General features: G+C 34.8%; 16 protein-coding genes. 6 read left to right on the forward strand and 10 right to left on the reverse strand.

Annotated elements, in window-relative coordinates; genetic code table 11:
* The first annotated feature begins 6 nt into the window (after positions 1–6).
* A complete protein-coding gene (locus ACYVEC_RS21080; protein ID WP_063223641.1) occupies positions 7–237 on the forward strand; it encodes a YczI family protein in 231 nt (76 codons plus the stop codon).
* Between the two features lie 226 nt (positions 238–463).
* Here the strand turns inward: ACYVEC_RS21080 and luxS are convergent, their stop codons facing one another.
* Positions 464–937, reverse strand: coding sequence for an S-ribosylhomocysteine lyase LuxS (luxS, locus tag ACYVEC_RS21085; RefSeq protein ID WP_001141371.1), 474 nt, complete (start codon positions 935–937; stop codon positions 464–466).
* A gap of 128 nt (positions 938–1,065) precedes the next feature.
* On the opposite strand from luxS, the gene yidD reads away from it, so the two are divergent.
* The gene (gene yidD, locus ACYVEC_RS21090) at positions 1,066–1,302 is read left to right on the forward strand and encodes a membrane protein insertion efficiency factor YidD (protein ID WP_063223642.1); all 237 of its coding nucleotides are present in this window, start codon (positions 1,066–1,068) and stop codon (positions 1,300–1,302) included.
* Here yidD and ACYVEC_RS21095 read toward each other — a convergent pair.
* Positions 1,299–1,862 carry a beta-class carbonic anhydrase gene (locus ACYVEC_RS21095; protein WP_000838170.1) on the reverse strand — a complete coding sequence of 188 codons (564 nt, stop codon included), beginning with the start codon at positions 1,860–1,862 and terminating at the stop codon, positions 1,299–1,301. The genes yidD and ACYVEC_RS21095 overlap by 4 nt on opposite strands.
* 224 nt (positions 1,863–2,086) lie before the next feature.
* Between ACYVEC_RS21095 and cydA the strand changes: the two genes are divergently transcribed.
* Positions 2,087–3,436, forward strand: coding sequence for a cytochrome ubiquinol oxidase subunit I (cydA, locus tag ACYVEC_RS21100; RefSeq protein WP_063223643.1), 1,350 nt, complete (start codon positions 2,087–2,089; stop codon positions 3,434–3,436).
* A complete protein-coding gene (gene cydB / locus ACYVEC_RS21105; protein ID WP_063223644.1) occupies positions 3,426–4,454 on the forward strand; it encodes a cytochrome d ubiquinol oxidase subunit II in 1,029 nt (342 codons plus the stop codon). Before cydA ends, cydB begins: the two co-directional genes overlap by 11 nt.
* A 166-nt stretch (positions 4,455–4,620) precedes the next feature.
* Here the strand turns inward: cydB and ACYVEC_RS21110 are convergent, their stop codons facing one another.
* Together ACYVEC_RS21110 and ACYVEC_RS21115 are read right to left on the reverse strand one after the other, a co-directional pair.
* Positions 4,621–4,854: a spore germination protein gene (locus tag ACYVEC_RS21110; protein ID WP_063223645.1), complete on the reverse strand. Its 234-nt coding sequence runs from the start codon at positions 4,852–4,854 to the stop codon at positions 4,621–4,623.
* 82 nt (positions 4,855–4,936) lie between these two features.
* A complete protein-coding gene (locus ACYVEC_RS21115; RefSeq protein ID WP_460508173.1) occupies positions 4,937–5,755 on the reverse strand; it encodes an S-layer homology domain-containing protein in 819 nt (272 codons plus the stop codon).
* Between the two features lie 708 nt (positions 5,756–6,463).
* Between ACYVEC_RS21115 and ACYVEC_RS21120 the strand changes: the two genes are divergently transcribed.
* Positions 6,464–7,498 carry a YdcF family protein gene (locus ACYVEC_RS21120; protein ID WP_063223647.1) on the forward strand — a complete coding sequence of 345 codons (1,035 nt, stop codon included), beginning with the start codon at positions 6,464–6,466 and terminating at the stop codon, positions 7,496–7,498.
* A gap of 50 nt (positions 7,499–7,548) precedes the next feature.
* Here ACYVEC_RS21120 and ACYVEC_RS21125 read toward each other — a convergent pair whose 3' ends face one another.
* Positions 7,549–7,866 (reverse strand): zinc-ribbon domain-containing protein, encoded by a 318-nt coding sequence (locus tag ACYVEC_RS21125; RefSeq protein WP_460508178.1) that lies wholly within the window; start codon positions 7,864–7,866, stop codon positions 7,549–7,551.
* A 241-nt stretch (positions 7,867–8,107) separates the two neighbouring features.
* Between ACYVEC_RS21125 and ACYVEC_RS21130 the strand changes: the two genes are divergently transcribed.
* On the forward strand, positions 8,108–8,980 hold the full coding sequence (locus tag ACYVEC_RS21130; RefSeq protein ID WP_000411240.1) for a YitT family protein: 873 nt from the start codon (positions 8,108–8,110) through the stop codon (positions 8,978–8,980).
* A gap of 195 nt (positions 8,981–9,175) precedes the next feature.
* Here the strand turns inward: ACYVEC_RS21130 and ACYVEC_RS21135 are convergent, their stop codons facing one another.
* From ACYVEC_RS21135 to ACYVEC_RS21155, 5 genes are all read right to left on the reverse strand, one after another.
* Positions 9,176–9,394, reverse strand: a complete 219-nt coding sequence (locus tag ACYVEC_RS21135; protein ID WP_431113941.1) for a hypothetical protein — start codon at positions 9,392–9,394, stop codon at positions 9,176–9,178.
* A gap of 98 nt (positions 9,395–9,492) precedes the next feature.
* The gene (locus tag ACYVEC_RS21140; RefSeq protein WP_063223650.1) at positions 9,493–10,308 is read right to left on the reverse strand and encodes a DUF4247 domain-containing protein; all 816 of its coding nucleotides are present in this window, start codon (positions 10,306–10,308) and stop codon (positions 9,493–9,495) included.
* 12 nt (positions 10,309–10,320) lie between these two features.
* Entirely contained in the window at positions 10,321–10,827 is a 507-nt protein-coding gene (locus ACYVEC_RS21145) for a DUF4178 domain-containing protein (RefSeq protein ID WP_063223651.1), read from the reverse strand.
* Between the two features lie 21 nt (positions 10,828–10,848).
* Positions 10,849–11,253 (reverse strand): DUF350 domain-containing protein, encoded by a 405-nt coding sequence (locus tag ACYVEC_RS21150; RefSeq protein ID WP_002067791.1) that lies wholly within the window; start codon positions 11,251–11,253, stop codon positions 10,849–10,851.
* Positions 11,254–11,332: 79 nt separating this feature from the next.
* Complete coding sequence (locus ACYVEC_RS21155; RefSeq protein WP_000110279.1) at positions 11,333–11,998, reverse strand: PspA/IM30 family protein; 666 nt, start codon at positions 11,996–11,998, stop codon at positions 11,333–11,335.
* Positions 11,999–12,388: the final 390 nt, after the last annotated feature.

The following is a 12,388-nucleotide window of genomic DNA, read 5'->3' on the forward strand; positions in this document are numbered from 1 at the left end:
GATTATATGTTTAAAAACATTCGAATTATACTAGCAACGATTGCCCTCATCCTCGCTATATTTAGCCTCTTTGCAAATATCTCTATACTTTTGTCATTCGTATTCATCCTTTTGAGTATTATGTTTATCCTGTTTGGAATTGATGAAATAAAGAAACAGGAAAAAGCAAAAGCATTTGTTTATTTTCTCGGTTCTGTCTTTGTTTTATATGTTGGGGTGTCTAGTATACTTTCCTAAAAAAGAGGCCGTCCAATACATATTTTAGACGGCCTCTTCTTTTTATTCGCTTCATACCCTTGTCAATTTTTGTCGGTAAATCGATATCCAGTGTCGAAACGTCGATATATTAAAAAAATCGTTGATATATTTCAAGTTGCGTTCGATATATTTGAAAAATCGTCGATATCATTTCATTTATTATGGTGCTACAAAAAAACTGCCCTTTCACAGGCAGTTTTCCTTTTTATCCAAACACTTTCTCAAGTTCATCTTTATCTTGGCTTAACCAGAAGTTCATTAAGCGTTGTGCTCCTTCTAAATCGTGAAGCTTCGCTTGGCCACATTGTGTTTCATTTGCAGCTGGAATTTCTGTAATTTGAACCGCATCTTTTAATGTTAGTTCTAATAAATCAATGATTTCTCGAACTGTCGGTGTTCCGCTTACTACAAGATAGTATCCTGTTTGGCAGCCCATCGGTGAAATATCGATAATATCAAAATGCGGATAACGATCAATATATTTACGTAAATTAAATGCTAATAAATGCTCTAACGTATGAATAACATCTGGTTTCATTGCTTGTTTATTCGGTTGGCAAAAACGTATATCAAATTTATTTACAATACCGTCACTACCTACATTGTGAACTCCGCAATGTCTTACATAAGGCGCCTTTACAATCGTATGATCTAATTCAAAGCTTTCTACTGATGGCATACAACATCTCTCCCGCTTTTAATTTAATTCCGTTATATCCAATATGATATAACGGAAATGCACATTAGTAAAGTATTATGTACAGTCGTGCTATAATACTTTAAGAATATGCTGAAAAGGAGACCGTTATGAAACAGATTTTTATTGGGATTATACACTTTTATCAAAAGTTCATTTCTCCAATGACACCACCAACGTGCCGCTTTTACCCAACTTGCTCTCATTATGGATTAGAAGCGTTTCAAAAACATGGTGCCCTTAAAGGGTTTTTGCTTACATGTAAGCGTATATTAAAATGTCACCCTTTCCATCCGGGAGGATTTGATCCTGTCCCAGATAAAAAGGATGACAATATAAAGTCTTAATTATCGTAACCATTCACAACTAAATCTAATTTTCCTGTATCAGGATCTATAACAAGACCGTGAACAGGTACTTCTTCTGGAAGTAATGGATGGTTGCGAAGTATTGATACGCTATGTTCTACACTTTCTTCTACACTAGAGAACCCTTGTAGGAATCTTTCTAAATCGATTCCAGAATAACGAAGTGTATCTAATTTCTCATCTGTTACACCGCGCTCTTTCATCTTCTCAATCGTACTGCTTGCTTGAATTTTTGCCATACCGCAATCGTGGTGACCAACTACACATACTTCATCAGCACCAAGTTCATATACAGCCACTAAAATACTACGCATAATACTGCCAAACGGATGTGAAATAACAGCGCCTGCTACTTTAATAATTTTCACATCACCGTTACGCATATTCATCGCTTTTGGTAATAATTCAACAAGACGTGTATCCATACAAGAGATAATTACCATTTTTTTATTCGGGAATTTTCCCGTTTCATATTCTTCGTATTTTTTTTCTTCAACGAATTTTTCATTGTATTGTAAAATCTCTTCTAATGACTTCATAGTAAAGAACCCTCTTTTCTCTCATTTACATTACTTATATAGTGTACCAAAATTTAAAAAACTCAAAAAGGATATTGATTTATAGTAAAAATAGGATATTTTCAGATAACCGACATAATTCTTTCAAAATATACACACAGCTTTGTAACAAGTCCCCCCTATTTAAAACGTATTTTCACTATAAACTGATTGTAGATAATGTAAAAAAGGAGTGAATATTTATTATGTCCGACGTTCTGTTACTGAGTCGTTTTCAATTTGCAATTACTATTTTTTATCACTTTTTATTTGTACCTTTGACAATCGGACTTGTTATTTTAGTAGCATGTATGGAAACTCAATACGCCCGCACATTGAATCCAACATACCGCAAAATGGCAAATTTCTGGGGTAAATTATTTACAATTAATTTCGTAATGGGGATTATAACCGGGATTACGATGGAATTCCAATTTGGAACAAACTGGTCTGAGTACTCCAAATATATGGGAGATATTTTCGGATCACCTCTCGCAATCGAAGCACTCGTTGCCTTCTTCTTAGAATCTACTTTCATGGGAATATGGTTATTCGGTAAAGACAAAATTTCACCAAAGTTCCGTGCCTTCTGTATGTGGATGGTTGCACTTGGAACAAATATTTCCGCCCTTTGGATTATTACAGCAAACGGCTTTATGCAAAACCCTGTTGGCTACGTCGTACGTAACGGCCGCGCTGAATTAAATGACTTCTGGGCACTTGTTACAAATCCATACGCTTGGAATATGTTCTTCCATACTGTAATTGGTTGCTATATTGTTGGTGCTTTCTTCGTTATGGCAATTAGTGCCTATCACTTATTACGTAAGAATGAAGTTGAATTCTTCAAAAAATCATTTAAGTTTGGCTTACTGTTAGGCTTATTCGCCGCAACAATTACACCGTTTATGGGACATCAATCTGGTGTATCAGCAGCTAAATATCAACCAGCTAAAGGTGCTGCGATGGAAGCTGTTTGGGAAACTGGAAAAGGACAAGGCTTCTCGATTGTTCAAATTCCTGATGTAAAAAACGAAAAGAACTTTGAATTCCTAACGATTCCAAAGTTAGGAAGCTTCTTCTATACAAACTCATTTGATGGCGAAATTGTTGGTTTAAAAGATATTCCGAAAGAAGATCGTCCAAATGTTAACCTCGTGTACTATAGCTTCCGCTTAATGGTTGCACTTGGTATGTTCTTTATGGCATTAACTTGGTATGGCTTCTATTTAAACCGAAAAGGAAAACTAGAAAACTCAAAACGTTACTTAAAAATTACAATATGGTCTGTTTTACTACCATATATCGCAATTAACGCTGGTTGGATTGTTGCCGAAGTAGGTCGTCAACCATGGACAGTTTATAAACTAATGCGTACAGCAGAATCTGTATCACCTATATCTGTTCCACAAATTTGGTTCTCATTAATTAGTTTAATCTTGTTCTACACTTTACTTTTAATCGCAGACGTATATTTAATGCTGAAGTTCGCGAAAAAAGGACCAGCAGCATTAGAAGAACCTGCTACTGAAGGAGGTGCAGCTCATGTCTCATGATATGCTTGCAATCATCTGGTTTGGTTTATGGGGCGTGATTTGGACAGTTTACTTTATTCTTGATGGGTATGCGCTTGGTAACGGAATGATTTTCCCTTTCGTTGCGAAAGACCGACAGGAACGAAATCAATTACAAGAAGCAATCGGCCCGTTCTGGGGTGGTAATGAAGTGTGGTTAATTACAGCTGGTGGCGCAACATTTGCTGCCTTCCCAGTCACATATGCAAATATGTTTAGCTACCTATATACACCACTATTTTTAGTATTACTTGCACTGTTTGCTCGTGCTGCTGGACTGGAATTCATGCATAAAGACGATTCACCAATTTGGCAAAAAACTTGTAAATGGGCATTTACAATTGGTAGTTTCCTAATTGCTTTCTTATTCGGAGTTACCTTCGCTAACCTTTATTATGGACTACAAATCGGAAAAAATGGCTATGAAGGAAATTTACTTAGCTTACTAAATCATTACGGTATTTTAGGAGGTCTGTTCTTCACTGCTATATTCGTCGTATCTGGTGCCCTTTGGGTTATGATTAAAACGACTGGTGAAGTATCTGATCGAGCTTATAAAATCGCAAGACCATTTTCAATGGCAGCTGCTATCATTTTAGCTATTTTCTATGTAGCTACTGCTAATCGTACAAACTTATTCCACAATTTCACAGAATATCCGGTACTATTCATTCTTCCGGTACTTGCCATGTTAATGAGTGTACTCGCACTTATTATGGTGTATAAACATAAAATCGGCCTTGCATTTACATTCGTTTGCTTAACAATCGCAATGTTTATGACAACAGGCTTTGCAGGCATGTTCCCAAGAATGTTACCATCTCGTATTAATGATGCTTATAGTACAACGTTATACAACGCAGCTGGTAGTCAATTAAACTTAAAAATTATGTTCTTCGTTGCAATGGTTATGGTGCCAATTGTTATTGGATATCAACTTTGGAGCTACAGTATCTTTAAAAATAAAATTCATAAAGATTCCGCTAAAGGGTATCACTAAGATGAAAAAAGACACTTCTTTTGAAGTGTCTTTTTTATACGTATGATTTTCGATAGGATGTTATATTTCTAATCTAACAACTATAATACAGAAGAATCATTAACAGCTCACAGCTAGATTGTAGCACAGGGCAAGTTCATCATTTTATGCAATTTTACATATTTCTCTATAAAGTAAATTGTATCCCTTGGTCATTCGCATCACTATCCCCTACATCTGCTGTACTAATACCACTAAATGTTTGTACTTTAATCCCTGTATTCGATGATCCCGATCCATTATAAGCTTTCGTTTTTTCAATCGGCTGGACGTTATATTTATCTCCTAAATTAATCGTTCCGTTACAGTTTTCAATAATAACACCTTCCACAATTGACGGCATTTTGTCACCTACTTTCATTTCCTTACTTTCATTTTATGAAAAGCGCCTAAAAAAATAGCATGTTTCCATAAGAAAAAGCACTCAGACTGAGTGCTTTTTCTTATTTACCTTTTTTCTTTTTCTCACAAGCAATTCCATCGCCATCACGGTCTAAATGCTTACCATAATATGGACTATCTCTTGTAATGTCATAATATCCCGCATCGTTTGCTTCTTTACAATTAGCAAAACGTTTCGGATCTGGTTTTACTTCTGGTTTCACTTCCGGTTTCGGTTGTGGTTGTGGTTGTTTTGCTCCTGGTCTTTCTTCAAATGGTAACGTTGCATTATATAAGAACTGAACGTATTGCTCACGACTTACATGCATTTTAGGTGCGAATTTACCATCACCAGTTCCAGCCGTAATATAATTTGATTTAATTGCAGTAATCGCAGGATTCGCCCATCCATTTCTATCTACATCCGGGAAATTATGATCCCCTCTTATTTGCAATTGGAATCCCCTTGTCAAAATTTGTGCCATTTCTTCGCGAGTTAACGAATCTTTCGGTCTAAATTTCCCTGTGTTATCTCCAACGAATACACCCATCTCTGTTAAAGCAAGAATCTCTTTTTTAAACATAGTTGAACGATCCGTAACATCTTTATACGGATTGTTATACTGTTCTTTTACTACCGGTTTTAAATGACGGAACATAAGAGCTGCAACTTGTTCACGCGTTACATCATCACCAAATCCAAAAATCCCATTTCCGTATCCAGCAACAACGTTTTTATTTGCTAAATCCATAATTGCTTTATAAGACCAATGATTGTTTGGAACATCTTTAAAACCTACGCTTGCCTGCGCTGTTCCAATTGAAGTAAATGCTGTAGTTGCAACAAGTGCACCTGTTAAAATTAATTTTTTAAATTCCATACTTAAGTCTCCTTCTCTTTTCCATAATAACCATTTAACAATATAACAAATTATAATAATATAATTTGTCATATTCTGTCGAACACAAAAAAGAATCCAGCAGGATTCTTTTTTGCTAAGCATGAATGGCAATTTTGGAGACAGTTGACTTCTTCAAAAATTTATTAGGGGTAATATTTTGAAAAAGAAAGCCTTTCATATGTAGGTTAACACTACTGGAATATATAGTAAATTGATAATCTTTATACGGAAGATTGCTAATGTTTAGTATAGATAGTTTCCACTATGTAAACAGTAAAAACACTCTATACTAAACAGCAAAAAGGCGCCTTCAGAGAAGACACCTTCATAAACAAACACTATAAAACAGAATTATTTATTGTTATACGATTGTTAGATACAAAAAGTAGAGGGAAATGTTTGTATTAAATTCTGCTTTATAAAGTCTGTCTATAACTTATATTTTAATCTTCTTCATTTAAAAATAAATATAATATGCATAATTACATACCTAAAAGAAAAGACACCCCATAGAGTGCCTCTTCAACCATTTTACTTTTAATATCTCGCCTTTTATACATTTTAACATATGTATTCATATATTTTATTGAGAAAATTCAAAATCCTTTTTCTTTCATTTCTAATTATAAAATCATGTAATATAAAAGGTATGTCAAATTCTTATACAAATTGAGGTGTACTATATTTATGTCTTTCGGAATTATCCCTCTTATATTGTTTATTATTTTTCTTATCTCCTATCTAAAAGATCCACGAAAAATAATAAATGGGTTTTTATTTAATGCCTTTTTCTGTTTTTTCCTGCTTTTTTGTGTGATTATATCTGTGAATGCAAGTAGTGATGTCCTACGCTACATTATAATTTTACCTATTTTAGCACTTCTCATTATGCTTCCTTTCGGTTTTATTGCCTTAATGTTTGGATTATTTCTTAATGCAAGAATTTTAATGAAGCGAGAAGGACGTCGGTTCACTAACTGTTTAACACTCCTTGCTGCTTTAGGGATGTTATTCTTTATGTTACTCCCTATTATAAATCCAGCAAGTTTGGTCTCATCACATTTAGAGCCTATTTTTGCAGGTATTTCTCTTATAAGCGTATATTTCTTCATACACTTATCTAACTTCTTAAGCGCTTATTTTCTATATCAATTCAACAGACCAAGGCGTAATCAAGATTTCATCATCGTTCTTGGTAGCGGCTTAATTAATGATAAAGTACCGCCTTTACTTGCAAGTCGTATTAATAAAGCAATCGACTTTTACTGGAAACAAGCAGCTGTGAATACACCACCAACAATTATTTTCTCTGGTGGCCAAGGCCCAGATGAAGGTCTTCCTGAAGCAGAAGCGATGCAAAAGTATGCTGTTGAAAAAGGAATTCCGATTGAACATACAGTGCAAGAAAATCGCTCTGTAAACACATATCAAAATATGTCGTTCTCTAAAGAAATTATGGATTCTTTAAAACCAGACGGTAAGTATAGAAGTATCTTTACAACGAACAACTTCCACCTTTTCCGCGCTGGTATATATGCAAGACAAGCTGGTCTTAATAGCCAAGGAATCGGATCAAAAACTGCATTTTATTACTGGCCTAATGCAATGATTCGCGAATATGTCGCAATTGTTGTTATGGGACGTAAGCGCCATATGAAAATATGTGGAACTATTTTAGGCTTCGCTTTATTCCTAACAGTAATTAGTTTTATTATTTCTTAATAGCTACAAAAAAAATGATCCTCTTTCATGAAAGAGGATCATTTTTTTAGTTAAACAATTAACATAAACGCATACAAGACATTAATAATTCCTGAAACGATTCCAACAATAGCAAACACTTTACTCGTACCCGTCACTTTTTTATTTAAACCTAATATAGAAAATACAATAGCTACCGTACCAACAAGCCCCCATAAATTAATAAACCAAGATATCAATCCCGTTATAAAGCCAACTATTGAAAAAACCTCTATATCACTATTTGGATGACTGGCTATTACTTTTTCATAATTAAGACTCTCTCCACACTGTCCACAAAACTTATTCTCCTCGTTCGTTTCATTCCCACATTTCGTACAGTATCTCACAGAATCTCCTCCCTAATATGAACGCCCTAACTGTACATATTTATACTGTTCATTCTACTTTTTTATATCAGAATTATGCCCGCTCACTAATCATTTACAGGTGTATTTAAAATAATAATATGGTGATAATATTCCCTGCATACATCCATTAAAGGAGAATTTTTTCAAATTAAATGTTAAAATGAAATTTAGGTGTGAATTACGTAACAAATAAGAAACTAGTTTGAAACGAGGAAATTACATGGAGAAAATTATCAAAAACAAGCCCAATAAGCTAAAAATCGCTTCAAAAGCTTTGATGATTATTATTGGGGCATTTATCACAGCGTATGGATTAGAAGCAGTATTAATTCCAAATAACGTATCAGACGGTGGTGTAACTGGTTTAAGTATCGTTAGTTCAAGATTATTTGGATTGCCATTAGGAGCTCTAATCGCAGTTATTAACATTCCTTTCGTTTGGTTAGGGTATAAACAAATAGGTAAAAGCTTCGCAATTTATTCTATTATCGGGATTGCTTCATTAGCAATAGGTACCGTTGTCATGCACGGAATACCAGCTATTATTGAAGGCGATACATTATTAGTTACAGTTGTTGGTGGTATTATCATCGGTTTTGGTATGGGACTAGCATTACGTAACGGTGGAGCATTAGATGGAATCGATATGCTAGCTGTATTACTTTCTCGTAAGTTACCATTTGGAACGAGTGACCTTATTTTATTCTTAAACATGTTCGTATTTATTTTCGTATCAACAGTATTCGGCCTTCAAGGAGCTATCCTTTCGGCAATTGCTTACTTTATTGCTTCGAAAGTGATTCATATCGTTGAAGTTGGTTTAAGTGGTTCGAAAGCATTTAAAATCATTACAAAAGAGCCTGAATTAATGGTAGAAACAATTCGTGACCGTTTAGGCCGAAGTGCAACATATAACGAAGTATACGGTGGTTATTCAAGAGAGAAATTCAAAGAAATTTCTTGTGTAATTAACCGTTTAGAAGAAAGTAAAATGAAAGAACTTATTAATGAAATTGATCCACACGCCTTTATTACAGTTTATGACGTAGCAGAAGTAAAAGGCGGTAATTTCAAGAAACGTGATATTCATTAATCATTATGAATAAAGAGGGTGTGCCAAAATGTTGGCACACCCTCTTTTTGTTATACTACCGTTGTCAGTTTTTGTCGGTAAGTCGATATATTTCAATAATCGCCGATATATTTTGAATTACGATCGATATATTCCGATAATCGCCGATATATTTTGATTTGTGATCGATATATTCCAATAATCGCTGATATATTTTTACTCGCTCCATCTTCCTCCCCGTCTAATCCACGCTACATACTTTTGAAAAGCCGTCACTTCATGTTGAAAGCGTAGCGGAACATATAGAAAAAGGGTACATGTACATAGTATCCATAGAATACCTACCACAAAGTGAAATTTCATCATTCTACTAATAAACAAGCTCAAGAATAATACGAGGAACATAATTACACTAAATCTTTTATACATAGTCATACTATTCCCTCCTTATGTCTTAATTGCACCAACTAAAAGGGATTTATTTCCACAACAAAAAAAGACCGAAAAGCAAATTCCACTTTTCGGTCTCTACACTATCTTCTCTTCGTAATTTTCCCAGAACCACCGACCCTCGTTTTCGGAGGAGATGTATTCCTTGGCGGCGTTTTAATAGATGATTTGGGCTTCACATCTGATCCGCTCGAACCACCTGGTGTTTTCGTTATTTTCCCTTTGCTTCCAGTAGAAGGCGGAGGCGTGCTGCTTCCTTTTTTCGTAATACTTCCAGTATCTCCTACAGAAGATTTCGAATCTACATTATCGCCACGCTTAATGATAGATCCTTTCCCTTCCTTCGTAATTGGAGGCGGGGTTTTCTTTTCTTCTTTTGTAGGTGGTCTCTCTGGAATAACTGGTTTATGATTTTGTCTGTCATTATATCCGCGATAATCACCGGATGATGATTTTCGTGAACCGAATATATCGTTTAAAATACTTCCCATAATATATCCTTGCAAGAAGGATGGTTGGTAATTTTGACGGACAAACTCTTTATTACTTATTTCAATTAACGTATCAGATGGCTTCTCTTTATCCTTTTGCAGATTATAAATCTTATCAGAATAAACGAGGAACATTTGATTTTCGTCTTCCTTAGATGCTTGCTTCGGTTCTCTTTCATTAATGAGTTCCTTTGCGACTTCAGGAACTGACCGATTGGCGGCCCTATACACGTAAGATTCTTGTTTACCTTCTTTTGCGACAGATTCAAGTGGATAACGGTCCTGAATCGACTTTGTCTGTCCGCCCTGACAACCTGATAAGGCATATCCAGCAACAACAAGTAATATAACGATAGCAAGTATAGGGATCACGAACGATTTAATCATGGTAAACAATCGGTTTGACATGATTACGCCCCCTTACGTTGCTCTTATAATTTGTACATCAGCAGGAATAATTGCTTCTCCCTCATACATCATTGTGCGACCATTTTGCCATTCAATACGCAATAATTTTCGATTATCTGATTGGAATTCCCATACATGCTGTTCTTCTGAAGCAGAGAATGGTGTTTTCCCCATCACAACAACACGTCCGTTATATTGCTCTTCCATATGGTACTCTGTATTATCCATTTCAATTGTCGTCGGAATTTCATCAATCGAATCTAAACGACCATCAATTGGTGTATATAATTTGTAATACGTATTTTCACGGTCTTCAATTTTTAAATAACGAATATCTTTCCCGTCTTGCAGTGTTAAAACAATTTCTTTACGAGAATGCATACTCGTTTTTCCAGTTAATTCGTACATAACTAATGAAACTTCAACCATATCGCCAGGAGCTAACGTTAATAAACTTTTCTCTGGTTTCTGCGGCTCTGGGCTCTTCATTATATTTTTAATTCGTTTAAATAAACTCATGACCTACCCCTCCTTCTCTCTTTATAAACAAGCACCTAAAATAAGTGCACCAACGATATGTAATGATCCGGCCAACATCGCATGTGCAACACTGCCTTCTTTCGTACCTTCTTCTAAATCTAAACCAGCCATTTTCCTTAACACAAATTCAATAAACATTTCTACTACTAACAAAATAACGAAAGAAACTGCTGATGCAAGTAGCGCTTGCCATAAGTCATTTGCTTTCGTTATTGATTGAGATAGGATGTATCCTTGCGCAAATAATTTCATAACGAAACGAGTTGTTACAGCTGTATTCCCATTTTTTATTTCTTTTAAATCATTGTATTTTGTAAAAATCGAATCAACCCACATAATTGCAAATAAAAGTACTGCACTTGCTCCAGTCCATACAAGCATGGCTAATACATTTGTCCATGTCATTGCAAAACCTCCTCTAAATATAATAGAAAACCGACATGAATTTGTTTAGACATGTCGGTTCATTTGTCTCTATTCTATATTATTTCTCATACTGCTTCATAATACGAGCTAATTCATCGTCAACAGCAGAATTTTTGTTTAAGCTTGCGAATTCATCATCTAATGATTTTTCTTTTTTGTACACTTCACCGCTTGCTTCTGCTTCAGCCTCTAATTGAAGAGCTTTCTCTTCCATACGGCTTAAACCAGCTTTCGCTGAATTTGAATCAAATCCAGACATTGCCTGATTAATATTCTTTTGTGCTTTCGCCGCATTTACACGTGCTACAAGTGTTTCACGTTTATTTTTCAGCTCTGTTAATTGCTTACGCATTTCTTCTAGCTTCAGGCGAAGATTATCAGCAGCAGCTTTGTTTTGCTCATAGCTTGCTTTATACTCATTCATTTTTTGCTCTGCATTTTGTTTTTCTTCAAGAGCACGACGCGCAAGGTCAAGATTGCTTGCTTGAACAGCCATATGAGCTTGCTCTTCACGTTTTTTCACAAGTGCTTCTTGCTCTTCAAATAATATTTTGAATTTCTTCTCAAGTGCAATTTGAGCTGCTACACTTTTCTCAGCTTCTTGTACATCCGCTTGCATATCGCGTAAATATTGATCCGTCATCTTAACTGGATCTTCCGCTTTTTCAATTATTGAATACACATTTGACATTGTTAAATCTCTTAATCGTTTAAATACAGACATCCAAATTCCTCCTATGATATACCTCATATTTCAAATTCACTACTTGGAAAACTGAAAAATCTCCCTTTACAGTAAAGAATAGTCATTTTTACAGCCTATGTGTTTATTATAACAAAACAAAGATGTACTTACATGTTATTTCCAAAATACATCCAATATAATATGACATTCTAGATATAATATTGTATTTCTAATATATTCTCATTATCTCTCTTTAAAATTAACTTACTTTTGTGCACTTTCACTAAATTACATAAGTGTAATGTTACTGTAAGCTAACTCGATAGTTACGTTTCCATATTTCTTATACACTAATACCAGAAGCAACAAACAAGCTTCTCATCATTTCAGAACTAATACAAAAATGTATTTACTATAAAACAGATAAAA

This window comes from Bacillus sp. MN7755 (assembly GCF_054771475.1).